Annotated in this window: 26 protein-coding genes and 2 pseudogenes; 20 read left to right on the top strand and 8 right to left on the bottom strand. The window is 67.8% G+C overall.

Annotated features, from left to right (window positions below; translation table 11 throughout):
- The first annotated feature begins 344 nt into the window (after positions 1 to 344).
- From IRZ12_RS05080 to IRZ12_RS05050, 7 genes are all read left to right on the top strand, one after another.
- A complete protein-coding gene (locus IRZ12_RS05080; RefSeq protein ID WP_296465069.1) occupies positions 345 to 1,766 on the top strand; it encodes a flagellin in 1,422 nt (473 codons plus the stop codon).
- 173 nt (positions 1,767 to 1,939) lie between these two features.
- The gene (locus IRZ12_RS05075) at positions 1,940 to 2,302 is read left to right on the top strand and encodes a flagellar protein FlaG (RefSeq protein WP_296465065.1); all 363 of its coding nucleotides are present in this window, start codon (positions 1,940 to 1,942) and stop codon (positions 2,300 to 2,302) included.
- 31 nt (positions 2,303 to 2,333) lie between these two features.
- Positions 2,334 to 3,794 (top strand): flagellar filament capping protein FliD, encoded by a 1,461-nt coding sequence (gene fliD, locus IRZ12_RS05070; RefSeq protein WP_296465063.1) that lies wholly within the window; start codon positions 2,334 to 2,336, stop codon positions 3,792 to 3,794.
- Between the two features lie 17 nt (positions 3,795 to 3,811).
- Entirely contained in the window at positions 3,812 to 4,219 is a 408-nt protein-coding gene (gene fliS / locus IRZ12_RS05065) for a flagellar export chaperone FliS (RefSeq protein WP_296465060.1), read from the top strand.
- Positions 4,220 to 4,240: 21 nt separating this feature from the next.
- Positions 4,241 to 4,615, top strand: coding sequence for a flagellar protein FliT (locus IRZ12_RS05060; RefSeq protein ID WP_296465055.1), 375 nt, complete (start codon positions 4,241 to 4,243; stop codon positions 4,613 to 4,615).
- Positions 4,616 to 4,732: 117 nt separating this feature from the next.
- Positions 4,733 to 5,965: a flagellar hook-length control protein FliK gene (locus IRZ12_RS05055; RefSeq protein ID WP_296465053.1), complete on the top strand. Its 1,233-nt coding sequence runs from the start codon at positions 4,733 to 4,735 to the stop codon at positions 5,963 to 5,965.
- Complete coding sequence (locus IRZ12_RS05050) at positions 5,962 to 6,291, top strand: EscU/YscU/HrcU family type III secretion system export apparatus switch protein (RefSeq protein ID WP_296465050.1); 330 nt, start codon at positions 5,962 to 5,964, stop codon at positions 6,289 to 6,291. The genes IRZ12_RS05055 and IRZ12_RS05050 overlap by 4 nt, the downstream gene beginning before the upstream one ends.
- Before the next feature lie 86 nt (positions 6,292 to 6,377).
- Here IRZ12_RS05050 and fliE read toward each other — a convergent pair whose 3' ends face one another.
- Entirely contained in the window at positions 6,378 to 6,725 is a 348-nt protein-coding gene (fliE, locus tag IRZ12_RS05045) for a flagellar hook-basal body complex protein FliE (protein ID WP_296465047.1), read from the bottom strand.
- A 194-nt stretch (positions 6,726 to 6,919) separates the two neighbouring features.
- Between fliE and fliF the strand changes: the two genes are divergently transcribed.
- The 13 genes from fliF to fliR all read left to right on the top strand — a co-directional run bounded on the left by fliF (position 6,920) and on the right by fliR (position 18,039).
- Positions 6,920 to 8,569, top strand: a complete 1,650-nt coding sequence (gene fliF, locus IRZ12_RS05040) for a flagellar basal-body MS-ring/collar protein FliF (RefSeq protein WP_296465044.1) — start codon at positions 6,920 to 6,922, stop codon at positions 8,567 to 8,569.
- 96 nt (positions 8,570 to 8,665) lie between these two features.
- Positions 8,666 to 9,664: a flagellar motor switch protein FliG gene (gene fliG / locus IRZ12_RS05035; protein WP_296465041.1), complete on the top strand. Its 999-nt coding sequence runs from the start codon at positions 8,666 to 8,668 to the stop codon at positions 9,662 to 9,664.
- Positions 9,657 to 10,481: a flagellar assembly protein FliH gene (locus IRZ12_RS05030; RefSeq protein ID WP_296465037.1), complete on the top strand. Its 825-nt coding sequence runs from the start codon at positions 9,657 to 9,659 to the stop codon at positions 10,479 to 10,481. Before fliG ends, IRZ12_RS05030 begins: the two co-directional genes overlap by 8 nt.
- Complete coding sequence (gene fliI, locus IRZ12_RS05025) at positions 10,474 to 11,889, top strand: flagellar protein export ATPase FliI (RefSeq protein ID WP_296465034.1); 1,416 nt, start codon at positions 10,474 to 10,476, stop codon at positions 11,887 to 11,889. The genes IRZ12_RS05030 and fliI overlap by 8 nt, the downstream gene beginning before the upstream one ends.
- A 19-nt stretch (positions 11,890 to 11,908) precedes the next feature.
- Positions 11,909 to 12,364 carry a flagellar export protein FliJ gene (gene fliJ, locus IRZ12_RS05020; RefSeq protein ID WP_296465032.1) on the top strand — a complete coding sequence of 152 codons (456 nt, stop codon included), beginning with the start codon at positions 11,909 to 11,911 and terminating at the stop codon, positions 12,362 to 12,364.
- A complete protein-coding gene (locus IRZ12_RS05015) occupies positions 12,361 to 13,548 on the top strand; it encodes a flagellar hook-length control protein FliK (protein ID WP_296465030.1) in 1,188 nt (395 codons plus the stop codon). The genes fliJ and IRZ12_RS05015 overlap by 4 nt, the downstream gene beginning before the upstream one ends.
- Before the next feature lie 184 nt (positions 13,549 to 13,732).
- Positions 13,733 to 14,257 carry a flagellar basal body-associated FliL family protein gene (locus IRZ12_RS05010; RefSeq protein ID WP_296465025.1) on the top strand — a complete coding sequence of 175 codons (525 nt, stop codon included), beginning with the start codon at positions 13,733 to 13,735 and terminating at the stop codon, positions 14,255 to 14,257.
- 58 nt (positions 14,258 to 14,315) lie between these two features.
- Positions 14,316 to 15,329, top strand: a complete 1,014-nt coding sequence (fliM, locus tag IRZ12_RS05005) for a flagellar motor switch protein FliM (RefSeq protein ID WP_296465022.1) — start codon at positions 14,316 to 14,318, stop codon at positions 15,327 to 15,329.
- Positions 15,313 to 15,741, top strand: a complete 429-nt coding sequence (fliN, locus tag IRZ12_RS05000) for a flagellar motor switch protein FliN (protein ID WP_296465019.1) — start codon at positions 15,313 to 15,315, stop codon at positions 15,739 to 15,741. The genes fliM and fliN overlap by 17 nt, the downstream gene beginning before the upstream one ends.
- Positions 15,742 to 15,747: 6 nt before the next feature.
- Entirely contained in the window at positions 15,748 to 16,086 is a 339-nt protein-coding gene (fliO, locus tag IRZ12_RS04995; RefSeq protein WP_296465016.1) for a flagellar biosynthetic protein FliO, read from the top strand.
- Positions 16,087 to 16,169: 83 nt separating this feature from the next.
- On the top strand, positions 16,170 to 16,922 hold the full coding sequence (gene fliP, locus IRZ12_RS04990) for a flagellar type III secretion system pore protein FliP (RefSeq protein WP_296465071.1): 753 nt from the start codon (positions 16,170 to 16,172) through the stop codon (positions 16,920 to 16,922).
- A gap of 49 nt (positions 16,923 to 16,971) precedes the next feature.
- Positions 16,972 to 17,244 carry a flagellar biosynthesis protein FliQ gene (fliQ, locus tag IRZ12_RS04985; RefSeq protein WP_296465013.1) on the top strand — a complete coding sequence of 91 codons (273 nt, stop codon included), beginning with the start codon at positions 16,972 to 16,974 and terminating at the stop codon, positions 17,242 to 17,244.
- Between the two features lie 21 nt (positions 17,245 to 17,265).
- Positions 17,266 to 18,039 carry a flagellar biosynthetic protein FliR gene (gene fliR, locus IRZ12_RS04980; RefSeq protein WP_296465009.1) on the top strand — a complete coding sequence of 258 codons (774 nt, stop codon included), beginning with the start codon at positions 17,266 to 17,268 and terminating at the stop codon, positions 18,037 to 18,039.
- A gap of 16 nt (positions 18,040 to 18,055) precedes the next feature.
- Here the strand turns inward: fliR and IRZ12_RS04975 are convergent.
- From IRZ12_RS04975 to IRZ12_RS04945, 7 genes and pseudogenes are all read right to left on the bottom strand, one after another.
- Positions 18,056 to 18,994, bottom strand: a pseudogene (locus IRZ12_RS04975) (sensor histidine kinase); the annotation flags it as partial.
- 21 nt (positions 18,995 to 19,015) lie between these two features.
- Positions 19,016 to 19,573, bottom strand: a pseudogene (locus tag IRZ12_RS04970) (sensor histidine kinase N-terminal domain-containing protein); the annotation flags it as partial.
- Positions 19,557 to 20,234: a response regulator transcription factor gene (locus IRZ12_RS04965; protein WP_296465007.1), complete on the bottom strand. Its 678-nt coding sequence runs from the start codon at positions 20,232 to 20,234 to the stop codon at positions 19,557 to 19,559. The gene IRZ12_RS04965 and the pseudogene IRZ12_RS04970, both read right to left, overlap by 17 nt.
- 157 nt (positions 20,235 to 20,391) lie before the next feature.
- Positions 20,392 to 20,832 (bottom strand): biopolymer transporter ExbD, encoded by a 441-nt coding sequence (locus IRZ12_RS04960; protein WP_296465004.1) that lies wholly within the window; start codon positions 20,830 to 20,832, stop codon positions 20,392 to 20,394.
- 12 nt (positions 20,833 to 20,844) lie between these two features.
- Positions 20,845 to 21,588: a MotA/TolQ/ExbB proton channel family protein gene (locus IRZ12_RS04955; protein WP_296465001.1), complete on the bottom strand. Its 744-nt coding sequence runs from the start codon at positions 21,586 to 21,588 to the stop codon at positions 20,845 to 20,847.
- Position 21,589: 1 nt separating this feature from the next.
- A complete protein-coding gene (locus IRZ12_RS04950) occupies positions 21,590 to 22,399 on the bottom strand; it encodes an energy transducer TonB (RefSeq protein ID WP_296464995.1) in 810 nt (269 codons plus the stop codon).
- A 94-nt stretch (positions 22,400 to 22,493) separates the two neighbouring features.
- Positions 22,494 to 23,351: a universal stress protein gene (locus IRZ12_RS04945; protein ID WP_296464992.1), complete on the bottom strand. Its 858-nt coding sequence runs from the start codon at positions 23,349 to 23,351 to the stop codon at positions 22,494 to 22,496.
- Positions 23,352 to 23,479 lie beyond the last annotated feature (128 nt).

Here is a 23,479-nt window from a genome sequence, read left to right as displayed (position 1 = left end):
CATTCAAGGCGCCCGCCTCCCCTGCGTCCAGCACGACGCCCCTCCCGTTCACCGCATCCAGGGCTGCGAGCAGCGGCGCCATGTCGGACGGATTCGCCGAAACTTTAGCGGTATTTTTTTTCGTTTCCCCGCCCTTCCTGCCTAAAGTTTCGCTTCCCCTCCCCCGTTAACTGCCTCAACGCGGCCGCGCTTGCATGACGCAAGCGAGCGCCGGCGATGCGGCACCACCGTCCCCGTCCGCCGGCCAGGCCAAGAGGCAATTGCGGAAGGACCTCCGGCCGCAGATGCATTTGGCGGGCCCCGGCCCGGAACCTAGGAATGACTCACCCTCAGGGAGCTCAGTCATGGCACAAGTCATCAACACCAACATTGCTTCGCTCAACGCGCAGCGCAACCTGACCAGCTCGCAGAACGCGGTCAACACCGCACTGCAGCGCCTCTCCACCGGCCTGCGCATCAACAGCGCCAAGGACGACGCGGCCGGCCTCGCCATCTCCGAGCGCATGACCACCCAGATCAACGGCCTGAACCAGGCCATGCGCAACGCCAACGACGGCATCTCGTTGGCGCAGACGGCCGAAGGCGCGCTCTCGCAGATCGGCAACAACCTGCAGCGCATCCGCGAGCTGGCCGTGCAGTCGGCCAACGCCACGAACTCGGCCGAAGACCGCGCCGCCCTGCAAAAGGAAGTCGCGCAGCTGATCTCCGAAATCGACCGCGTTGCCAAGGACACGGAATTCAACGGCACTAAGCTGTTGGATGGCACGTTCACTGCCAAGCAGTTCCAGGTCGGCGCCAACAAAGGGCAAACCATCTCGATCGAGAATATCGCGAACGCCAGCGCATCCGCGCTAGGCAAGTTCAACGGCATCATCACGACCGTGGATCTCTCGGCCACCGCTGACGATACCGTGGCCTCTCAAACGTTCACCTTCGGCAGTGCAGGCTCCGTGACCGGCAACGTAGCCAACGACGCCAAGGCCCTGGCCGACATGCTGAACAGCGGCGGCATTGCCGGCCTGACCGCGAAGGCCAACGCCACGAAGGTTGCGGCTGCGGACCAGAGCACGGCCGTCGGCGCGGTCACCGCGGGTACCGTCTCGTTCGAATTGAACGGCTTGCAAATCAACGTTGCGGTTGGCGCGAATGCCACGGCCAACCGCGAGAACACCGTTGCGGCGATCAACGCCCAGTCTGCCGTCACCGGAGTGCGTGCAGTCGACACCGGCAACGGCGTCGCCCTTGAAGCTGCCGATGGGCGCAACATCACCATCGATAACTTTGCCGATGCAGGCACCGGAGCCACGCTCACCCATTTGGGGCTCGCGGCTGAAGACACGTATGGCGGAAAGCTGGACATTACGTACGTCGCCCCGACTGGAGTGACGGGTAATTTCTCCGCCACCGGCGCGCTCACCATCGCCGATACTGCCATCACACAAACCGGTACTGCACTGAGCGCCGTCGACATCTCTACGGCCGCAGGCGCCGAGAACGCGTTGACGGCCCTGGATGCAGCCTTGACGACGATCAACAACGCCCGCGCCGACCTCGGTGCCATCCAGAACCGCTTCAGCTCCGTCGTCTCCAGCCTGCAAACCACGTCCGAGAACCTCTCGGCCTCCCGCAGCCGCATCCTGGACGCCGACTTCGCCGCCGAGACCGCGGCGCTGACCCGCGCCCAGATCCTGCAGCAGGCCGGTACGGCAATGCTGGCCCAGGCCAACTCGCTGCCGAACAACGTCCTGACGCTGCTGCGCGGCTGATCGACGCCTCCCCAGGACGGCCGCCCGGCCGTCCGTCGGGCCCGCCTTGCCAAGGCGGGCTTTTTTTTCGCCGGCCGGCGCACGCCGCCCTCAAGTTCCGCCGCTTTCCCCCGATAACCCAGGCATAGTCATTGATTGCGCCGGCGCTTCGCCGCCTACGCCCCGGAGTCCTCATGAGCATTTCCGCCCTCGGCAACCCGGCAGATACCCGCCCCAGCATGGGCGCGGCGCTCTTGCCCGTCGCCCAGGTATCGCCGCGCGGCGCGGCCAAGGACGCTGATCCGACGCTGCCCGCCACCTCCCAGGTGCCAGACCTGGAATCCCTGCAGGCTGCCGTCGATCACTTCAACCAGTACATCCCGCTGGCCAGCCGCAACCTGACCTTCAGCATCGATGAAGACAGCGGCACCGTGGTCGTGAAGATCATCGACGGCGACACGCAAGACGTCATCCGCCAGATTCCCTCGGAAGAGGCCCTGGCCCTCGCCCGTTCGCTCGACAAACTGGAGGGCGTGCTGCTCAGCCGCAAGGCCTGAGCGGCGCCCCGTCGTTCCCTAGGAGTCCATCGTGGCAAGCGTAGGATCTGCCCTCGGCATCGGTTCAGGCCTCGACCTGACGACCCTGCTGTCCAACCTCATGGCGGCCGAATCGGTGCCGCTGGCCAAGCTGCAGACGCAGGAAGTCAGCATCCAGTCCAAGATTTCGGCCTACGGCCAGCTGCGCAGCGCCATTTCCTCGCTGCGCGACGCGGTCAAGGGACTGACGCCAGACAAGTTCAACGGCGCGGGCGCAGGCTCCTCGGCCTCGGACGTCGCAACCGCCACGGCGACGAACGCCGCCACCAAGGGTACGTACGCGCTCGAGGTCGTTTCGCTCGCCCAGGCCGAGAAAGCCGTAAGCGCCGGGCTGGAAAGCAGCACGGCGCAGGTGCAGGCCGGCGCCATCACCTTCACCTTCGGCAGCGTGGAAAACGGCGAATTCATTCCCGGCGAAGGCGAGGCCAAGACCGTCACCATCGAAGCCGGCAAGAACACCCTGGAAGGCGTGCGCGACGCCATCAACGCGGCCGAGGCCGGCGTCACCGCCACGATCATCCATGACGGCACGGGCGCCCGGCTCGTGCTGACGGCCAAGGAAACGGGCGCCGGGCATGCCTTCAGGATCACGACCCAGGGCGATGCCGGCAGCGACGGGCAGGCCCTTTCCTTCCTCGATTACGATCCGGCCAGCGCGCCTGACTACAGCGCCGGCGGCGCGGCCCAGATGAGCCGGCTGCAGCACGCGGCCGACGCGGAATTCAAGATCGACGGCATCGTGATGACGAGCGCGCGCAACAGCGTCAGCACGGCGCTCGAAGGCGTCACGCTCACCCTGGCCAAGGAGGGCACCACCACCATCACGGTCAAGGACGACGCCTCCAAGGCCCGCAGCGCGCTGCAGTCCATGGTGGACGCCTATAACAAGCTGCTCTCCACGGTGAATGCGCTGGCCGTCAACACGCCGGGCGCCTCCAAGGGCGAGTCCGGCACTGCCGGGCCTCTCGCCGCCGATAGCCTGACGCGCGACGTGATGACCCGCATCCGGAACGAGATCTTCAGCCCGGTGCAGGGCGCCACGGGCGCGTACACGTCCCTGGCGTCGCTGGGCGTGAGCTTCCAGTCCGACGGCACGCTCAAGCTCGATGCCACCCGCTTCGAGAAGGCCATGGCCACCGATGCTGGCGCCGTCGCCCGGCTGTTCGACGACGAAGCCTATGGCGAAGGGCGCAGCATCACCGCGCGCTTCCAGGCCCAACTCGATGCCATGGTCGAATCCGACGGCCTGATCGATTCGCGCCTGGACGGCCTGAATGCCTCGACCAAGTCGCTGCAGACCCAACAGGAACAGCTCAGCAAGCGGCTCGAGCAGATCGAAGCCCGGTACCGCGCGCAGTTCTCGGCGCTCGACACCCTGCTCGCGCAGATGAACAGCACGGCCAGCTACCTGACGCAGCAGCTCGAAGCGCTCAAGAACCTGCGTTCGTCATGAAGGATTAGGAGAAAGCCGTGTCTGGATTCGCAAGCTTCGGCGCCAGCGCCTATGTCAGCGTGGGCGTGGAAACCGGGGTCTCGACCTCGAGCCCGCACGCGCTCATACTGATGTTGTACGATGGCGCCCTCGCTGCACTGCGGCGCGCCCAGGGCTGCATCGAGTCCGGCGATGCCGTCGGCAAGGCGCAGGCCATGTCGCGCGCCACGCGCATCATCGACGAAGGCCTGCGTGCCAGCCTCGACCACAAGGCCGGCGGCGAGATCGCCGGCCAGCTCGACGCGCTGTACGATTACATGTTCCGACGCGCGCTGCAGGCCGGCATCGACAACGATGCCGCGGCCCTGGAAGAGATCGCCCGCTTGCTCGACGGCTTGCGCGAGGCCTGGGCATCCATCGAACCCAAGGCGCAGGCCGCTGCCTGAGCCCACACGGAGACTCCGAACATGGTCACTCCACCCGCGCCGCCCTGCTCCTCGGACGAATGTTCCGCCACGACCTGCTCCGCGCTGCGCCAAGCCTACATGGAACTGGCTGAGCTGAGCTCGGCCATGCTGGCGGCGGCACGGCGCGGGGATTGGGACGAAGTCGCGTCCTACGAAGCCGAGTGCGCGCGTCGCACGGACTACGTGCGGCAGCTGTCCACGCCCGGCACCGAGTCGCTGCCCAAGGCCGAGCGCGAGGGTTGCATTGCGCTGATCCAGCAGGTGCTGGCCGACGATGCCGCCATCCGCGACCTGGCCCAGCCTTGGATGAAGGAGCTGGAACAAATCCTGCGGCCGAACCGGCAGCGGCATTTCACGTACTCGCCCTTCCGTTGACCTGCGCGAGCATGTCGCCCGGCTCCCATCCCGCAGCTGCGCCGGCACACCGCCTCGCGCCCGATACGCCTCCCTTGCGGACGGCGGCGGGAGACCGGGTTGGTCGATAGCCGGCAAGTGCAAGCGATCACCGGCATCACGCCGGTGCAGAGCTGGGAGCATTACCGCGAGCAAGCGCGCGAAGCCATCCTGGCGCGGCTGCTCAACGTTTCCGGCGCGCGGCAGTCCGGCGGCAACCTGCCGCACGGCTTGGTGCGCGCCACCGTGCTCCAGGCCCACAGCGCCAGCGAGGCGCTGGTCGACATCGGCGGCAAGCCCTATCTCGTCAACACCCGCCAGCCCTTGCGCGTCGGCGCCAGCGTCATCCTGCGCCTGCTGGACGACGCTACCTTCCTGCAAGGAATAGACAAGGCCGGGCCGCGCGGCGCAGGCGAACGCGAAGCGCGCGGCGGCCGGGATGCGGGATCGAACGTTGCACCGGCCACGGGCAGCAAGGCCGACCGCCCCGGCACTGCCTCGGCCACGCGCGGCATCGCCCCCGTCCCGTTGCCGGCGCTGGCCGAGCTCAAGACCACGACCGGCGATGCACGCATCCAGTTGAGCGGCTCGGCCCGCCTGCTCTTCGCGCTGGTCAGCGAGGGCGGCGGCCTGCAGCGCGGCGTGCCGCTCGCCTCCTTGCACATCCCGGCCGGCACGCCACCCACCGCCGCGGCCCACCAGATGCAGCAGGCCGTCGAGCACTCGGGCCTGTTCTATGAGTCGCACCTGCAGGAATGGCGCGAAGGCCGGCGCTCGCTGGAAGCCTTGCGCGCCGAACCGCAGGCCGCGTTCTCGCCCGGCCCGCAACCCCGGCCCACGCTAGATGCAGCCGTCCCCGCGCCGGCGCCCCAGCCCGCGACGACGCCCGAACAGAACGCCGCCAAGGGCCTGCAGGCCGCCCTGGCGGCCATTCCGCCCGACGTGCGGCCGCTGGTCCAGGACCAGATCGCGCTGCTGGCGAGCGGCCGCCTGCTACTCGAAGGCGCGTGGGGCGAGCGCCCCTTCAAGCTCGAGATCGAACCCGACGCCGAAAGCCGCCACGACCCGGACCTGCCGCTCGCCTGGCGCGTGCGCGTTCAGGTGGAGACACCCCACCTGGGCAAGCTCGAGGTCGACGTGTCCCTGTCTGGCATCGATGCGCGCGTGACGATACGGCCCGACACCAAGTCCCTGCGCGGCCAGCGCCTGCGCGAGGTAGAGGCGCAGCTGACGGCGGGCGGGCTCGAGCTGCAGCAGGCGCTGGACAGCCAGGGGCTGCGCATGTCGGACCTGCGCATCGCTGCCACCTCCCGCTCCCCCGCACGCTCATGAGCACACCCGAAGACGCCACCCCTCGCCACGAAGAGGATCCCAAGCGCAGCCTCGCCGTCGCACTGCGCTATGAAAAGGAACGCAAGACGCCCGTGGTGGTGGCCAAGGGTAGCGGCTTGATCGCCGAGGAAATCCTCCGCCGCGCCAAGGAAGCGGGCGTGTTCGTCCATAGCTCGCGCGAACTGATCGACCTGCTGATGAAGGTGGACCTGGACGCCCGCATCCCGCCGTCGCTCTACGCGGCGGTGGCCGAAGTGCTGGCCTGGGTCTACAAGCAGGACGAAGCCGCCGCGCGGCGCATGAAACCGTCGGGAACGCCAGGTTGAGCGGGCGGCGTGCCGGCCGTGCGGAACCCGGTGCGACCGTAACTGGACGGCAGGCTGCCGGCGACGCTGCGCCAGGGGAGCGCGGCTCAGACCGGCATGTTCATGATTTCGTTATAGGCGGCGATGACGCGATTGCGTGCCTGCGCCAGCATCTGGAAGGACAGGCTGGCCTGGTTCATCGCGATCATGGTGGCTTCGAGGCCGACCTCGGGATCGCCCTGTTGGTAGGCCTTCTGCAAGGCCGTGGCTTCGCTCTGGGCACGGTGCACGCTCTGGATGGCGTCGACCAGCACATTGGAGAACGAACCCGTGGCCGGCGCCGCCGAACCGCCCGCCATGAGCGAGTCGGGCCTCGCCAGCATCTGCGCAGCGCGCGCCATGCCTGGCTGTTCCTGGGCCGCGGTGGCGGCCGGCACGAGGGGAATCCGGTCCATCTGCATATCCATGGTGGCTGACTGCCGGATGATAGCCCCGGCCGCCATTTCCCAGCCCGCGAAGTACCGGGGCAAATGCCGCCTATTCTCCCCTTGGCCGTGACACTCTCCACCAAATAATACAAGCCGGAGAATGGGCGGGCGCCCGCCAGGGCGGCCCGGCTTCTTTTTTGCATTCGAATCCGCTTCACTCAATGTCCGACGACACGCAGAACCCGCCCGCCGCCGAGGCGCCCCACAACAGGCTCCTGGAGGCGTATGGCAGATTGCCCACGCGCCATAGGCTGGCCCTGCTCGCGGGCATTCCAATGCTCGTCGCGATCGTCATCGCCGCGCTGCTGTGGAACCGCGCGCCCGAGTACCGCGTCCTCTTCAGCGGCCTTTCCGACCAAGACGGCGGCGCCATCATCGCCGCCCTGCAGCAGCAGAAAATCCCCTACCGCGTTGCCGACGGCGGCAGCGCCATCCTAGTGCCGCCAGACCAAGTGCACGAAGTGCGGCTGCGGCTGGCCTCGCAAGGCCTGCCGCGCGCGGGCAACGTCGGCTTCGAGCTGATGGACAACGGCCGGCTGGGCCTGACCCAGTTCCAGGAGCAGGTCAATTACCAGCGCGCGCTCGAAGGCGAGCTGGCGCGCTCCATTCAAAGCCTGGGCACGGTCAAGAGCGCCCGCGTCCACCTGGCCATCCCCAAGCCCAGCATCTTCGTGCGCGAACAGAATCGACCCTCCGCCTCGGTACTGGTGCAGATGCTGCCCGGCCGCGTGCTCGAACGCCACCAGGTGGCCGGCATCGTGCACCTGGTGTCTTCCTCGGTGCCCGACCTCGCGCCGGGCGCGGTCAGCGTGGTCGACCAGACCGGCACGCTGCTGTCGGCCAACGACGCCGACCCGAACGGACTGGATGCCACGCAGCTCGAATACCTGCGCACCCTGGAGCGGCAGTACACGCGTCGCATCGCCGAGCTGATCTCGCCCATCGTCGGCGCGCAGAACGTGCGCGCGCAGGTAGCGATCGACCTCGATTTCAGCCGCCAGGAGCAAACCGACGAAATCTACCGCCCGAACGGTGGCTCGCCGGACCAGGCCGCGATCCGCAGCCGCCAGAGCTCGGAGTCGCGCGAGCCGGCAACCGGCCTCGACGGCGGCGTGCCGGGCTCGCTCAGCAACACGCCGCCCGGCGTGGCCGTCGCCCCGACCACGGGCGGTGCACCCACCAACCCGCCAGCGCCGGGCGCGCCTCCGCAGTCGGCGCAACACCTCAAGCGCGCCGACACCACGAATTACGAGCTGGACAAGACCGTGCGCTACGTGCGCGAACCGGTAGGCCGCATCAAGCGCCTCTCGGCGGCCGTGGTGGTCAACCACCGCACCAGCGTGGTCAAGGGCGAGGCCGTCGCGACGCCCCTCAGCGAGGCGGAGCTGGCGCAAATCAAGGCCTTGGTAAGCGAAGCCGTGGGCTTCGATCCGCAGCGCCGCGACTCCATCTCCGTCATCAACATTCCCTTCAACGAGGCGGCCGGCGAGCCCGCCCCCGAACCGGCGTTCTGGCAACAGGCCGAATTCATCGACCTGACGCGCGACATCGGCGTGGCGCTGGTGCTGGCACTCGCGGTGCTCTACCTCATCATCGGCGTGATCCGCCCGGCCATCAAGCAGCTCACGGCGCCGGCCGAGCCGGCGGCCCCGGCCTTCGCGGGCCTCGACCCCGCCGCTGCCGGGCCGACCGCGCCGGCCGAGGACGACCAGCCCGAAGACCCGCTCGAGCGCGTGCGCCGCTTTGCGCGCGAGAACCCTCAGATCGTCGCCAACGTCATCCGCCAGTGGGTCAATGATGCACAAGCCTGATCGCCGCGGGAGCCCGGATGCAGCCGCCCCCTTCATACCGATCGCGAGCCGGCGCGCCTTCGCCGCGCGCATGCTGACATGACGAACGCAGTCACTATGGATACCGAAACAGGCGTCAACGACGGCGCCATCCTGCTCCTGAGCCTGGGCGAGGAAGAGGCGGCGGAGGTGCTCAAGTATTTGTCGCCGCGCGAAGTGCAGAAGCTGGGCACGGCCATGGCCGGCATGCAGGGCATCGCCCGCGAGGCCATGGACAAGGTGATCCAGCGCTTCGAGGAAGACATCAGCGCGCACACGGGCCTGGGCGCCGATGCCGACGCCTACCTGCGCAGCGTGCTGACCAAGGCCCTGGGTGCCGACAAGGCGGGCTTCCTGCTCGACCGCATCCTGCACACCGGCGACACCTCTGGCATCGAAAGCCTCAAGTGGATGGATCCGGCCAGCGTCGCTGACCTCATCCGGCACGAGCATCCGCAGATCATCGCCTCCATATTGGTCCACCTCGAAGCCGACCAGTCGGCTGCAGTGGTCAACCACCTGCCCGAGCGCGTGCGGGCCGACGTGCTGCTGCGGGTGGCGACGCTGGACGGCATCCAGCCCTCGGCCCTGCGCGAGCTGAACGACGTACTGCTCAAGATGCTCTCCGGCAATGAGCAGATCAAGCGCCGCAAGCTGGGCGGCATCAAGACCGCGGCGGAAATCCTGAACTACGTCGGCTCGACGTCGGAGCACCAGATTCTCTCCGTCGTCAAGCAGGTCGATGCGGACCTCGCCCAGCGCATCATCGACGAGATGTTCACGTTCGAGAACCTCATCGATGCCGACGACCGCGGCATGCAGCTGCTGCTGCGCGAAGTCACGCCCGAATCGCTCGTGCTTGCGCTCAAGGGCGCGAGCGCCGAGCTGCGTGCCAAGGTGTTCCGCTGCATGCCCTCGCGCGCCGCGCAGCAGTTGCGCGAAGACCTGGAGGCGCGCGGCCCCGTCAAGCTGTCCGAAGTCGAAGCCCAACAAAAAGAGATCCTCAAGATTGCACGTCGGCTGGCCGAGTCCGGCGACTTGGCGGTGAACGGCATTGGCGAGGATCAATATGTCTGAAACCATGGCGCCGCCCCGACGCATTCTCCGCGCAGAAGAGGCCCGCCACCTGCCGGTCTGGCGGCCGCAGCCCTTCCCCAGCGACTCGCTGCAGGCCGGTGCCCGGCGCCGCCCCCAGACCGCCGAGGAAAAGCTCGCCATCCAGCGCGCGCTGCTCGCCGCGCAGCAGGAAGCCGAGCGCCGCGAACGCGAAGCAGCAGCGGCTGCTGCGGCCGACGCCGCACGCGCAGCCGCTGCGCAGCCCGAGCCCGCCTCAGAGGCTCCCGTGCAGGCGCCCGCCGAGCCGCTGGCGCCTGCCGTAGACCCGGCCGAGATCGAGCGCATCAAGACCGCCGCCTTCGACGAAGGCTATGCAGCCGGTTACGACCACGGCACGGCCGCCGCCAGGAAAGAAGCCGACAGGCTGCAGGCCATCGCGCAGTCTGCGTCGGAGGTCTTCGCGCGCTTCGAGCACGAGCTCGCCCCGCGCCTCGTGACGCTGGCCGTGGATATCGCGCGCCAGGTGGTCAAGCACGAACTCTCGGTGGACAACACCGTGGTACTGGCCGTGGTGCGCGACGCCTTCAACCAGCTCGTGGGCGGCGAAACCGGCAAGCAGTTGCTGCTACACCCTTCGGACGTGCAGCTGGTGCGCGCCCATTTGGGCGAAGAGCTCGAGCTCGGACAATGGAAGATCCTCGAAGACGCTGGCATCGAGGCCGGCGGCTGCCGCGTCGTCACGCACCAGTCCGACATCGACGCCACCCTGCCCACCCGCTGGAAACGCACGCTCGCGGCCCTGGGCCAGGATGCGCCCTGGAGCGGTCACGATGCATGATCGGGCCGCCCGCCTCGCCAGGTTCCTCGACCGCTGCACTGCACGCGTGCGCACGGCCGCGCCCATCGCGGCGGCCGGCCGCCTGACCCGCGTGGCCGGGCTGGTCATGGAAGCCACGGGGCTGAAGCTGCCGGTCGGCAGCACCTGCCGGATCGTCCAGGGAGAAGAACGCGCCGTGGAGGCCGAAGTCGTCGGCTTCAACGGCGAGCGCCTGTTCCTCATGCCCTCCACCGAAATCCATGGACTGACGGCGGGCTCGCTCGTCATGCCGCTCGAGCTCAGGCGTCCCGCGCCGGCGTATCCCGCCAACGAAGACCTCGACGAGGGCGCACCCGAGGAGCTCACCAAGCACCTGCCCGTGGGCGACGCGCTGCTCGGGCGCGTGGTCGACGGCGCCGGCCGGCCGCTAGACCGCCTCGGCCCCATCGCCTCAGTCCAGCGCGCACCGCTTGCCGCGCGCCCGGTCAACCCCATCGAGCGCCAGCCCATCGAACGGCCGCTGGACGTGGGCGTGCGCGCCATCAACGCGATGCTCACCGTCGGGCGAGGGCAGCGCATGGGCCTGTTCGCCGGATCGGGCGTGGGAAAGAGCGTGCTGCTCGGCATGATGGCCCGCTATACCGAAGCCGACGTGACCGTGGTGGGGCTGATCGGCGAACGCGGGCGCGAGGTCAAGGAATTCATCGACCAGATCCTGGGCCCAGAGGGCCTGGCACGCTCCGTGGTGGTTGCCGCGCCGGCCGACGCCGCACCGCTGATGCGGCTGCAAGGCGCGGCCTACGCCACGGTGCTGGCCGAACATTTCCGGGACCAGGGCAAGAACGTGCTGCTGATCATGGACTCGCTCACCCGCTATGCCATGGCGCAGCGGGAGATCGCGCTTGCCATCGGGGAGCCGCCGGCCACCAAGGGGTATCCGCCCTCCGTGTTCGCCAAGCTGCCGGCGCTGGTGGAACGCGCCGGCAACGGCACGCACGGATCGGGATCCATCACGGCCTTCTACACCGTCCTCACCGAGGGCGACGACCAGCAAGACCCGATCGCCGATTCGGCCCGCGCCATCCTGGACGGCCACATCGTGCTCAACCGCGCGCTGGCCGACACCGGCCATTACCCGGCCATCGACGTGGAACAGTCGATCTCGCGCGCCATGCACAACATCGTCAGCGCGGAGCAGCAGCGCCACGCGCGCACGCTCAAGAAACTCTTCTCGCGCTACCAGCGCTCGCGCGACCTCATCCAGGTCGGTGCCTACGTTCCCGGCACCGACCCAGAACTCGACCAGGCCATCGCTGCGTACGACAGCATCAGCCGCTTCCTGCAGCAGGACATGCAGGCGCGCGCCACGTTCGCCGAAAGCCTGACCCTGATGACCGCCATCGCCGAACAATTCGGCGGCGGCGCCTGACCCGCCCCAGGGGCCCGACATGACGTCACCGACCACTCTCTCTACGCTGATCGAACTGGCCGAAGCCCGCAAGAACCGCGCCGCCCAGGAGTTCGCCCAAGCTGCCGCGGCGCACTCCCGCGCCCGCGAGCGCCTGGTGTTGATCGAAAACTACCGGGCCGATTATGAGTCGCGCATGCGCAACCAGGCGGGCATAGGCCTGGATGGAACACTGGTCGGCAACTATGCGCGCTTCATCCAGCAACTGACCGACGCGGTCGAGCAGCAGGCGCGCGAAGTCGCGCGCTGCGCCGAGCACATGAACGCCGCCCGCGCAGCTTTCTTCGAAGAAGAGCGCAAGTGCAAGTCCCTGGAAATCCTCGCCCAGCGCGAAGCACAGCGCCAGCAGGCGACGGAAGCCAAGCGCATACAGAAGCAGATCGACGAATTCGCCAACCGCCGCAGTTTCGGCTCGCCCACGGGATACGCCCTATGAACGCCCTGCCCGTCGCCACCTCGGCCCTGCCCGTCGCCACCTCGGCCCTGCCGGTCGCCCTGCCTTCGCCCGCCCCGGCCTCCGCGCGCGGCGAAGAGCATTTCAGCCGCCAGCTCGAAGCGGCCGAAGCGTCGCTGGAACGCCCCTTGGGCGACGGCGCGATGCATCCCGGCGCGCCCGCTGCGGGCGACGCGGGCGAAACCGAGGCCGCGGAAGAGATCGCCCTCGTGGCACAGAATCCGGGGCCGGGCCTGCCCTGGCCCACGCCGTGGGCGGCCTACGTCAACCCGCCCGCGGCGCCGGTCGCCCCACCCAGGCCCGGCACGGCCTTGCCTCCCGACGAGGCCGGCCCCGGGCTTGCCGTCGATGCGGCCGCGGACGCCATGCAGGCCACCGCGGGCGGCAAGGCACCACAGGCCGAAGCCGGACCTGCCCAGCCCGGTGCCGCTGCGGGCGTCGCCATGAGACCGTCCCGGCTTGTCTTGCCCGCGGCGGCCGACGATGCGCCCGGCCCCGGCATGGCACGCGCCGAGGCGGGCGCGGGGGCCTCCGGCCGAGCGACGCCGGCTGCCGCCCCGGTCCTGCCTGCGCAAGAGGGGGTGCCCGCCCCGGCCGCGCCCAAGGCAGAGGTGCTGCAGGAAACGGCCACGGTGCCTGTAGCGGGCAACACCCACCCGTCCGCGCAGCACGTTGCGCCGCGGGGCGAGGCACCGACGGTGCCGGGTGCGCCGGCACCGCTGCACCCCGGCGCACTGCAGGAGCGCATCGACACCGCGCTGCGCTGGATGGCCGGGGGCGGCCTACAAACCGCGCAGCTGCGCGTCGATCCCGAAGCGCTCGGCCCCATCACCATCCATCTGCGGCTGGACGGAGACGTGGCCAACGTCGTGTTCGGCAGCAATCACGAATCGACCCGCCAGGCGCTGGAGAATTCGATCGCTGGCCTAAAAGAGGCGCTGGCCGCGGGCGGCCTGAGCCTGGGCCAGGCGTCGGTGGGCAGCGAGCGGCAGAGCGGCTTCATGGCAGCGCAACAGTTCGGCGAGCGCGGCGCGGATGCGCGAGCGTCCCATGACACCTCGGCCACAGAGGCGCACGAAACATCCGCTTCCGGCGCGCCACCGGCCGGCCCGGCGCGCAGCGTGCATATCGCGTCGACAAACCGCATGGTGGATCTCTACGCGTAGGCCCATGCGGCCAGGGGCGGGGGCCCGCCGCGATTTCGTGCCCGGACCGAAGCGCCAGCGCCACGTCCATCCATTAAACGCGCGATTTCCCCTGCTGTTCCACGGATAGCCGTTTTTTCTTTTCTAGATAATCCAGCTTGGGGCAGCCTGCTGCCCTTCACCCAGACATCCGGAGATGTAGTTCATGGCCGAGGCCGTCGCCCCTGTCAAACGCACCAGAACCTGGCCCTTCGTGCTGGCAGGACTCATTCTGCTGATCGTCATCGCGAGCATGGTCGCGGTGCTGCTGATCCACAACAAGCAGCTGGCCGATTTCGAAACCTACGCCTACGCGGGCCCGCGTCCGGCCGCCCAGGATCCAACCATCGAGCGGGCCGTGGCATCGTCGAATCCATCCAAGCACGTGTTCGTGCCGCTGGAAATGTTCACGGCCAACCTGAACGAGCGCGACCACGACCGCTTCGCGCAGGTCGGCGTCATCATCGAAGTGGGCGATGCCAAGGCGGGCGCCGCGCTCTCGGCCGTCGTCCCGCCCGTGCGCAGCGAGATCCTGATGCTGCTCACGTCCAAGGGCGCGGCCGAGCTGCTCACGCTCAAAGGCAAGCAGGCGCTGGCAGCCCAGATCGTGGACATCGCCCGCAAGTACATCGCACCGGAGTTCCGCAACAGCGTCTACGCTGCGCATTTCTCCAACTTCGTGATCCAGTAACCGCATCGCGCCGTGATGCCGATGACGCCTATTTCCGACGCCGCCCGGAGCGCCCACGATGGCCGGTGAGTTTCTATCGCAAGACGAAGTCGATGCGCTGCTGCGGGGCGTGACGGGCGAGCCGGACGATCTGCCGCAGGAAGAAGAGCCTGCGGGCGGCATACGCCCCTACAACCTCGCCAAGCAGGAGCGCATCGTCCGCGGCCGCATGCCGTCGCTGGAAATCATCCACGACCGCTTCGGGCGCCTGCTGCGCGTAGGGCTGTTCAATTTCCTGCGCCGCAATCCCGAGGTCTCCGTGGGGCCGGTGCGCCTGGTCAAGTACAGCGAGTTCCTGCGCAACATCGTCGTCCCGACCAACCTGAACATCGTCTCGCTCAAGCCCTTGCGGGGCAATGCGCTCTTCATCTTCGAACCGCGCCTGGTGTTTTCGGTCATCGACAACCTGTTCGGCGGAGACGGACGTTTCCACACGCGCGTCGAAGGGCGCGACTTCACGCCCACCGAGCAGCGCATCATCCAGCGCATGCTGGCCGTGGTGCTCGACGAGTATGCCCGGGCCTGGGCCGCGGTCCATCCCATGCATTTCGAGTACCAGCGGGCCGAAATGCACACGCAGTTCGCCAATATCGCCACGCCGTCCGAGATCGTCGTTTGTTCCACGTTCTCCATCGAGTTCGGCAACTCGGGCGGCGACCTGCACATCTGTTTTCCGTACGCATCGGTGGAACCGATCCGCGATGCGCTGTACAGCCCCGTCCAAGGCGACCAGATGGAGCCGGACAAGCGCTGGCTGCGCATGCTGTCCAAGCAGATCCAGCTGGCCGACGTCGAGATGGTGGTCAACCTGGCGCAGACCGAGCTGACGCTGCGCGACATCCTGAACATGCAGAAAGGGGACGTGATCCCGATCGACATCGCCCCCACGCTACCGGCCTATGTAGACGGCATACCCATCTTCGACTGCAAGATCGGCGTCAGCAACGGACAGTACGCGATCCGCATCGGCAAGGTGCTGGCCACCCTGCAATCGGAAAACAATCTAGGAGATGAACATGGAAGCGGATCCTGAACACATCCCCGAGCCGTCGTCCGCCAGTGTCGACGACGACTGGGCGGCTGCGCTGGCCGAGCAGTCCCAGGCCGGCGCGAGCGGCACGGTGCGGCCGGCGGATGAATTGTTCGAACAGTTCACCGACGCGGGCAGCTCGCCCAAGACGGTCAACGACATCGAAATCATCATGGACATCCCGGTCACCCTGACCGTGGAACTGGGACGCACCCGCATACCGATCAAGCAAATCCTGCAACTGGCGCAGGGGTCCGTGGTGGAGCTCGACGGCCTGGCCGGCGAGCCCATGGACGTGCTCGTCAACGGCTGCCTGATCGCCCAAGGCGAAGTGGTGGTCGTCAATGACAAGTTCGGCATCCGGCTGACGGACATCGTCACGCCTTCCGAACGGCTCCGCCGCCTCAACCGCTGATACGCCATGCCCTCTACCGGCTCCGCGCTGCAAACGCTGCTGGCCCTGGTCGCGGTCCTGGGGTTGATCCTCGCCTGCGCGTGGCTGCTGCGGCGCCTGCAGCGTCCGCACGCGGGCGCCGCTGCGCACCTGAAGCTGCGTGGCCAGCTCATGGTGGGCCCGCGCGAGCGCGTGGTCCTGATCGAAGTGGGCGACCAATGGATCGTGGCAGGCGTCTCCTCCGGTCACGTGCGTCCGCTTGCCGTCTTGCCGCGCGCCGACGAAGCCGCGCCGCCCGCCCCCAGCGCGGCGCCGCCCTCGGTGCCGGATTTCCGCGCCCTCCTCGCCCGCTTCGGCAAGCCATGACCCGCATTTCCGACTTCTGCTGGCTTTCGGCACATGCGCCTTGCGCGCGCCTGCTACGCACGCGGGCGTGCAGCCCGGCATGGATGCGCGCGCCGGCCGTGCTGGGCGCGCTTGCCCTGATGTGCCTGCTCGGCATGGCCGGCCCGGCCTTCGCGCAAGAGGCCGGCATTCCCGCCTTGACCAGCAGCCCTGCGCCCGGGGGCGGCACGACGTGGTCCTTGTCGCTGCAAACGCTGATCGTGCTGTCGGCGTTGAGCTTCTTGCCCGCCGTCCTGCTGATGATGACCGGCTTCACGCGCATCATCATCGTGCTGTCGTTGTTGCGCAGCGCGCTCGGCCTGCAGGGCTCGCCACCCAACATGGTGCTGATCGGCCTGGCGCTATTCACGACCTTCTTCATCATGACGCCCACGTTCGACCGCGTCTATGAAGAAGCCTACCTGCCCTTCGACCGCAAAGAGATCGATTTCCCCCAGGCCCTCGACCGGGCGCAGGCACCTCTGAAGGACTTCATGCTCAAGCAGACGCGCGAATCCGACCTGGCCCTCTTCATGCGCCTGGCCGATGCCAAGCCTGTCTCGGACGCCTCCGAGATTCCGCTGCGCATCGTGGTGCCGGCCTTCGTCACCAGTGAGCTCAAGACGGCCTTCCAGATCGGGTTCATGATCTTCCTGCCCTTTCTCGTCATCGACTTGGTGGTCTCCAGCGTGCTGATGTCCATGGGGATGATGATGCTGTCGCCCGTGCTGATCTCGCTGCCCTTCAAGCTGATGCTGTTCGTGCTCGCCGATGGCTGGAATTTGCTGATCGGCAGCCTGGTGGGAAGTTTCGGATGATGCGCCGCCCCGGGTGCGATGCCCACGCCCCATCCCCAGGAGATCCGTCTTGAACGACACCGCCGGAATTCTGACCTTGGCCCAGGAAGCGGTGCAAATCGCCATTTACCTCGCGGCGCCGCTCTTGCTGTCGGCGCTGGTGGTAGGCCTTGTCATCAGCGTGCTGCAGGCCGCCACCCAGATCAACGAGATGACGCTGTCATTCGTGCCCAAGCTGGTCGCGATCTTCGCGGCGGCCTTGATCGCCGGCCCTTGGATGCTGTCCATGATGACCGACTACATCCGCCGCCTGTTCGAAAACATCCCCTTCATGCTGGGCTAGCGCGCGCCCGGGCCAACCCGCATGATCAGTTTCACCGAAGCCGAGGTCCATGCCGCCATCGCCGCGCTGCTGTGGCCATTCGTGCGCACGCTGGCGCTCGTCCAGACGGCGCCTGTATTTGGTCATCGCGCCGTGCCGCAACGCGTGAAGATCGGCCTCGCCTTCCTCATCTCGCTGCTGGTCGCGCCCGCCACGCCCGCGGCGGCGGTGGACGCCTTCTCGGGCACGGGCATGCTGCTGCTCCTGCAGCAAATCATCGTCGGCGCCGCCATGGGGTTCGGCCTGCGAGCCGTGTTCGCGGCGTTCGAACTGGCGGGGGACCTGATCGGACTGCAGATGGGCTTGGGGTTCGCGTCCTTCCTGGATCCGCAGCGCGGCGCGCCCTCGCCCCTGCTGGCGACGTTCCTGATGATGGTGGCCATGCTGGCCTTCCTCGCCACGGACGGCCATTTGACGCTGCTGCTCACGCTCGGCGAGAGCTTCCGCATCATCCCGGTCACGCCCCATCCCCTCGACAACCTGGACTGGCTGCGCCTGGCGAACCTGGGCGCCATCGTGTTTGCCGGAGGCGTACAAATCGCGTTGCCCGTGCTGGCAGCGGTGCTGTCCATCAACATCGCGCTGGGCTTCGTCTCTCGCAGCGCGCCGCAGCTCAATATCTTCAACCTCGGGTTCGCCGTCACCCTGCTGGCGGGCCTGTTGCTGCTCGCGCTCACGCTCGGCGTGCTGGCAGGCCCGATGGAGCGCCTGGTCGGCATCGCCGTGCCCTATTTCAAGACCGCCGTCATCCGCTGACTGCGCCCAGCGCGCGTCACCAGTCGGGCGCGGCCGGGCGCTTGCGCATGCGGCTTAGGTGCGCGCCGATGCGGGGCCCCGGGAACACGAGGCTGATGCGCGTCCCGGCGAAATCGGGCCGGCTGCGCAAATCCCAATGCGCGCCATGGGCCTCTGCAATCTCTTTCACGATGGCCAGCCCCAGTCCGGAACCGCCCGCGATCGCATTCTTGGCCCGATAAAACGCGTCGAACACGCGCTTGCGGTCTTCCGGCGCGATCCCCGGGCCATCGTCTTCCACGATCAGGGTCGGGGGTGCATCGTTCACACGCAATACGATCTGCCCCGGGCCGCGGCCATGGTAGCGAATGGCATTGTCGATCAGATTGCCCAGCATCTGCTCCAGCAGCACGGCATCGCCGTCCACCCACACCGGTTCGTCCGGCGCGATCAGCACGATGTCGATCTGCGCCTGGCGCGCGGCCGGGATCCAGTAGGCGCCGCATTCGCGCGTGATCTCGGTCAGGTCCAGCCGCGTGAACGCATCGCGCGGACGCGCGCTGGCATCGATGCGCGCCAGCACCAGCAATTGCTCTCCCACCCGTATCATGCGGTTCGCGACGCCCTTGATGCGCTCGGCGCGCTGGCGCACGTCGTCCGGCAGCGGGCGCGAGAGCATCAGCTCGCATTCCAGCTTCAGCCCGCTCAGCGGCGTGCGCAGCTGGTGTGCCGCATGGCCGATGAAGCGGCGCTGCGCCGCCACGGCTTCGTCCAGCCGCGCCAGGAGCGAGTTGATCTTGGCGATCAGCGGTGTCAACTCGGCGGGGACGTCTTCGCCGGCGATGGGTTGCAGGTCATCGATGCTGCGACTCTCGATTTCGTCCGACAGCTTGCTCACCGACTCCAGGCCCGAGCGTACGGCCGTCACGATCACGAAGCCGAGCAAGGTGATCAGCAGCAACTGCCCGGCCACCAGTGCAGAGATGATCTCCTCAATGAAACGGGTGCGCGTGTTGAGCGTCTCGGCCATGGTGACTTCCACCAAGTAACCGTCGGCCGTGAAATGCAGCGCCGCCGCGCGCACGGGCAACCCCTCCACCACGGAATCGTAGAGCGTCGGCACCGCCCGGTCGATGGCGTCCGCCAGGGACAGCAGCGCCCCGGGCTCGGCCTCCGCACTCTCCCGCTCCTCGAAGCTCGGCGCGGCAGGCAATGCCGCGGTGCCGGCGATGACTGCGCCGTCGACGCTGATGCGGAAATACGTGCGCTCGTCCGGGTCTGGGGTCAGAAAGCGCGTGCTGTTCCAGGATGGGTCAAGTTGCGGTCCGTGGGGCGTCAGGACCACCTGGCGCGCCAGGGCCCGGGTGGTGTTGATCAGCGCGCGGTCGTGCGACTGGGTGTTGAGCTTGTGCGTCAGGGCAAAGGTGACGACGATGTCCACTGTTGCCAGCGCGAGCACCGCGGGCAAGAGCCGCACCAGCAAGTGCCAGGCCAGCGAACGCCGGTGCAGGGCAGGCTTGCGGACTGCGGGCTGGGCTTCAACGCGCTGCGGCATCGGGTTCGAGCAGGTATCCGAACCCGCGCACTGTCTGAATGCTCACGCCCGATTTCTCGAGGCGTTTGCGCAGGCGATAGATGTAGACCTCGACCGCATTTTCGCTGAAGTCCGCATCCCAGGCCGACAGCGAGTTGACGATCTGGCGTTTGGTCACGACCCGCCCGGCGCGCGCCATGAGCATCTCGAGCACGGACAGCTCGCGCACCGACAGGGCAATCCTTTCGCCATTGACGCGCAGCTCCCGGCCCACGGTGTCGAAACTCAGCGGACCGACCTCCATGACGGGGTTGGCGAGCCCGGTCCGGCGCCGGATCTGCGCCCGCACCCGGGCCGCCAGCTCTGGCAGCTCGAAAGGCTTGGTGACGTAGTCGTCCGCGCCCGCATCCAGGCCAGCCACCCGGTCTTCCAGGGCATCGCGCGCCGTCAGGATGAGTACCGGGACAGGATTTTCGTTCGCGCGCAGGCGGCGCAGGACGGTCAGGCCGTCTTCGCCGGGGAGGTTCAAATCGAGCAGTACGAGGTCGTAGGCTTGGCTGGCGAGCGCCGCCGAGCCACGCTCCCCGCTGGAAACGAGATCGACGGCATACCCCTGGTCGCCCAGGAACTCAGACAGCGCACCGCCGAGGGTGGCGTCGTCTTCGATGACCAATACACGCATGAGGGAAAAGCGCCGGCACGGGTGCGGCGCAATGAAGCGGAAAAATCGCTAGCGTAAACCCATGCGCGGGCGAATGCCAGCGAGGGCCCGCCAGCGTGCCGGCAGCCGCAGTGCGCCGCGGCCGGCGGCAGGGGACCGGGCCGGCCCCGGAACGGCCCTAACGGGCCGGGCTGGGAGCCGCCGCTTCGGGCGTGCTAACAAAACCGATGCGCTTTAGCCCGGCGCGCGACGCATCGGCCATGACCTGCGCCAAGACTTCATAGCGCGTGGCCTTGTCCGCGCGCAGGTGCAGCTCGGGCTGGGGTTCGTCCTTCGCGACGGTGGCAAAGCGCGCGGCCAGGTCCTCCAGGGCGATCGGTGAGTCGTTCCAGTAAACCTTGCCCTCGGCGTCGATCGCCAGGTCGATCTTGGCCGGATCGGCATCGACGGGGGAGGAAGTCGCCTGCGGCACATCGATGCGCACCGCATGCGAAAGCAGCGGCGCCGTAATGATGAAGATCACCAGCAGCACCAGCATCACGTCGATGAGCGGCACCATGTTGATCTCGGACTGCGGCGCCCCGCTGCCCGCGCCGCCGTTGAAACTGCCAAAAGCCATGGATGACTCCCTTTACCCGTGCACGGTCTCGGCGGCCTTGCCCTTGAGCGCACGCACGTTGCTGTCGGTCACGATCTGCTGGCCGGTGGTCAGGAACGCGAACAAGTCGTGGGCGAACGCATCCAGGCGGGCCAGCAGCACGCGATTGCTGCGCGTGAAGAAGTTGTAGGCCAGCACCGCGGGAATGGCCACCGCCAGGCCCAGGCCGGTCATGATCAGCGCTTCGCCCACGGGGCCCGCGATCCGGTCGATCGTGGCGCTGCCGCCCTGGCCGATGGCCACCAGCGCGTGATAGACGCCCCAGACCGTGCCAAACAGGCCGACGAACGGCGCGGTCGATCCGACCGATGCGAGCAGGGTCAGGCCGTTCTCGAGCTTGGCCGTTTCCTCGTCGATGACCTTGCGCATGGTGCGCGTGACGAAATCTGCCTGCGAACCCGCCTCCTCGAGCTTGGCGGCGCCGAACTTGGCGTGATGCTGGCGGGCATAGATTGCGTGGCTGGTCAGGTGCGAGAACGGATCGTTCGCCCCGTGCGTCGTGATTTCGCGATCCACGGCCTCGAGCGAAGTCGCGTTCCAGAAATGCTCGAGGAACTTTTCGCCGCGTCGCCGCGAGCGCATGTTCGAAACGGCCTTGACGATGATCAGGTACCAAGTCGCGAGGGACATCAGCACCAGAATGATGAACAGCGCCTTGCCCAGGCCATCGGTCTGGGAGATGAAGTGCGCAAAGCCCAGGCTAGGGGTCTCGGTCATGTCAGTTCCTGAGTGTGAAATCGAACGGCACGATGGCGATGGCAGCCATCGCTACGCCATTCTCCGTATAGGGTTTAAAACGTCCACGCTTGGCGGCCTCCAGCGCGGCATCGTCCAGCCGGCGAAAGCCCGAGGATTTCTCCAGCGTGGCCTGATCCACCAGGCCGCGCGCATTGATCAGCAGGCGCACCAGCACCTTGCCTTCCTCGCCCAGGCGGCGGGACGCGCGCGGATACTCCGGCATCGGCGGTGGCCCGAGGTACTCGATGCGGCCGACGAGCTTGGGTTCGTTGGAAACCGGCGCCTGCGGCGACGCCGAGCGGTCGGAAGCCTCTGGCTTGCCGGAAGGCGGCTCGGAGGAAGCCACCGGCGCGGGTGCCGGATCCGCCACGGGCGCCGGCTCTGCGGCCGGAGTCGGCTCGGGCTCGGGCGCCGGCTGCGTCGTCAACGCGGTTTCGGACGGAGGCAGCGGCTCTGGGGGCGGCTGCTTGATCTCCTGCTTCGGAACCGGCTTCGCAGGCTTGGGCTTAGGCTTGGGTTTGGGCTTGGGCGGTTCGGGCACGGGCCGGGGCGCCGGCTCGGGTTCGGGAGCAGGAGGCGTGGGTGCGGGCGGCGCCGTCGCCACCTGCACCTGGGGAGCGATTTCGACGAACCGTACCTCTATTGTTTCGACCGGCTCGACCACGTGCTGATCGGGCTGCGCCGCGAAGATCGCGCCGACCACCGCAGCGTGCAAGAGGACCACCGCGGCGCCTGCTCCAACGCGCAGCCCGGTCGAGGCTGGCGCATTCCAATGCAAGGTGGCACTCATTCGAAGGAATCGTGTGGCGAGACTAAGAGATCGCTACGATATCACAAATGCGACTTATTCGCAGTTGCAATACCGCCCCCTTCCCGCCGCGGCGCTAGGCAAGCGGCTCGACCGGCACCGTCCTGACGACCAAGGCGTCGCAAGGCGAGAGCTGGATGAGCCGTTCGGCCACGCTGCCCATCGCCGTGCGCAGCAGCCCCGTCAGGCCGTGCGTGCCCACCACCAGCAGGTCCGTCGGATGGCGGGCGACGTAATCCGGCACCACGCGCTCGGGCAACCCGCGCTCCAGGACCAGCTTCGGCGCCGCGCCGCCCCGCGCGAAATGACGCGACACGAACGCGTCTCCGGCGCGCTGCGCCTGCCCCTGCGCGGCCTCGATCTCCGCCGGGTCCGGATCGGCCTTGAGCATCGGATAGGCATGGAGCAGCGTCAGCTGCGCATCCGGGAAAAACACGCGGGCCGCGTTCAGGGCCTGGCGCGACCCTTCGGAAAAATCGGTCGCGCCGAGCACGCGCTGGTATGGGCGGTGCGGGCGCTTTCTCACGATCAGGATGGGCAGCGCCGCCGTGCGCGCCAACCGCTCGGCCGTGGAACCCAACAGCAGCCGGCCCAGCCCGCCATTGCGGCCCGAACCCGTCACGATCAAGTCACATTGGCGCAAGCGAGCCGTGCGCTCGATCACCTCGACCGGGTGACCGGTCTCGACGATCAGCTCCATCGGCACGTCGACCTCGCCCACGGTATCCAGCAACAGCCGTTCCGCGGCCTGCAGCTCGGCATCCCGGCTCTCGGGCGACCGGAGCCGCTCGGCAAAGGACGGCTCCTCGACCACGTGCAGCACGATCAGCTTACATCGGCGCCGGCGCGCAATGTCGATGGCCCGATCCAGGGCTCGGTCGCCACATGCGCTCAGGTCGCTGGCAAGCAGGATGCTGCAGGTGTCACGTCCCATGCCGACACACTCCGGGTAGTTGAAAATATTTATTATTTTTATCCTGCCACGGATGAAGCGCGCTGCGCCATGGTGCGTTCCTGGGCGGTTGATGCAGATCAAGCGCCGGCAGCCAAGCCCCAACGCAA

The organism is Pigmentiphaga sp., from assembly GCF_019689535.1.
Taxonomy (GTDB): domain Bacteria; phylum Pseudomonadota; class Gammaproteobacteria; order Burkholderiales; family Burkholderiaceae_B; genus Pigmentiphaga.
Note: the sequence above shows the minus strand (reverse complement) of the source record. Positions and strands in the feature narration are given on the sequence as shown.

Coding starts and splice junctions, on each gene's coding strand:
- fliO (WP_296465016.1), top strand. CDS start 15,748: ATGCCCTCTACCGGCTCCGCGCTGCAAACGCTGCTGGCCCTGGTCGCG.
- fliN (WP_296465019.1), top strand. CDS start 15,313: ATGGAAGCGGATCCTGAACACATCCCCGAGCCGTCGTCCGCCAGTGTC.
- IRZ12_RS05080 (WP_296465069.1), top strand. CDS start 345: ATGGCACAAGTCATCAACACCAACATTGCTTCGCTCAACGCGCAGCGC.
- IRZ12_RS04945 (WP_296464992.1), bottom strand. CDS start 23,351: ATGGGACGTGACACCTGCAGCATCCTGCTTGCCAGCGACCTGAGCGCA.
- fliR (WP_296465009.1), top strand. CDS start 17,266: ATGATCAGTTTCACCGAAGCCGAGGTCCATGCCGCCATCGCCGCGCTG.
- IRZ12_RS05075 (WP_296465065.1), top strand. CDS start 1,940: ATGAGCATTTCCGCCCTCGGCAACCCGGCAGATACCCGCCCCAGCATG.
- fliM (WP_296465022.1), top strand. CDS start 14,316: ATGGCCGGTGAGTTTCTATCGCAAGACGAAGTCGATGCGCTGCTGCGG.
- IRZ12_RS04950 (WP_296464995.1), bottom strand. CDS start 22,399: ATGAGTGCCACCTTGCATTGGAATGCGCCAGCCTCGACCGGGCTGCGC.
- fliI (WP_296465034.1), top strand. CDS start 10,474: ATGCATGATCGGGCCGCCCGCCTCGCCAGGTTCCTCGACCGCTGCACT.
- fliP (WP_296465071.1), top strand. CDS start 16,170: ATGCGCGCGCCGGCCGTGCTGGGCGCGCTTGCCCTGATGTGCCTGCTC.
- fliF (WP_296465044.1), top strand. CDS start 6,920: ATGTCCGACGACACGCAGAACCCGCCCGCCGCCGAGGCGCCCCACAAC.
- IRZ12_RS04960 (WP_296465004.1), bottom strand. CDS start 20,832: ATGGCTTTTGGCAGTTTCAACGGCGGCGCGGGCAGCGGGGCGCCGCAG.
- IRZ12_RS05015 (WP_296465030.1), top strand. CDS start 12,361: ATGAACGCCCTGCCCGTCGCCACCTCGGCCCTGCCCGTCGCCACCTCG.
- IRZ12_RS05010 (WP_296465025.1), top strand. CDS start 13,733: ATGGCCGAGGCCGTCGCCCCTGTCAAACGCACCAGAACCTGGCCCTTC.
- fliG (WP_296465041.1), top strand. CDS start 8,666: ATGGATACCGAAACAGGCGTCAACGACGGCGCCATCCTGCTCCTGAGC.
- IRZ12_RS04955 (WP_296465001.1), bottom strand. CDS start 21,588: ATGACCGAGACCCCTAGCCTGGGCTTTGCGCACTTCATCTCCCAGACC.
- fliJ (WP_296465032.1), top strand. CDS start 11,909: ATGACGTCACCGACCACTCTCTCTACGCTGATCGAACTGGCCGAAGCC.
- fliE (WP_296465047.1), bottom strand. CDS start 6,725: ATGGACCGGATTCCCCTCGTGCCGGCCGCCACCGCGGCCCAGGAACAG.
- IRZ12_RS04965 (WP_296465007.1), bottom strand. CDS start 20,234: ATGCGTGTATTGGTCATCGAAGACGACGCCACCCTCGGCGGTGCGCTG.
- IRZ12_RS05030 (WP_296465037.1), top strand. CDS start 9,657: ATGTCTGAAACCATGGCGCCGCCCCGACGCATTCTCCGCGCAGAAGAG.
- IRZ12_RS05060 (WP_296465055.1), top strand. CDS start 4,241: ATGGTCACTCCACCCGCGCCGCCCTGCTCCTCGGACGAATGTTCCGCC.
- IRZ12_RS05050 (WP_296465050.1), top strand. CDS start 5,962: ATGAGCACACCCGAAGACGCCACCCCTCGCCACGAAGAGGATCCCAAG.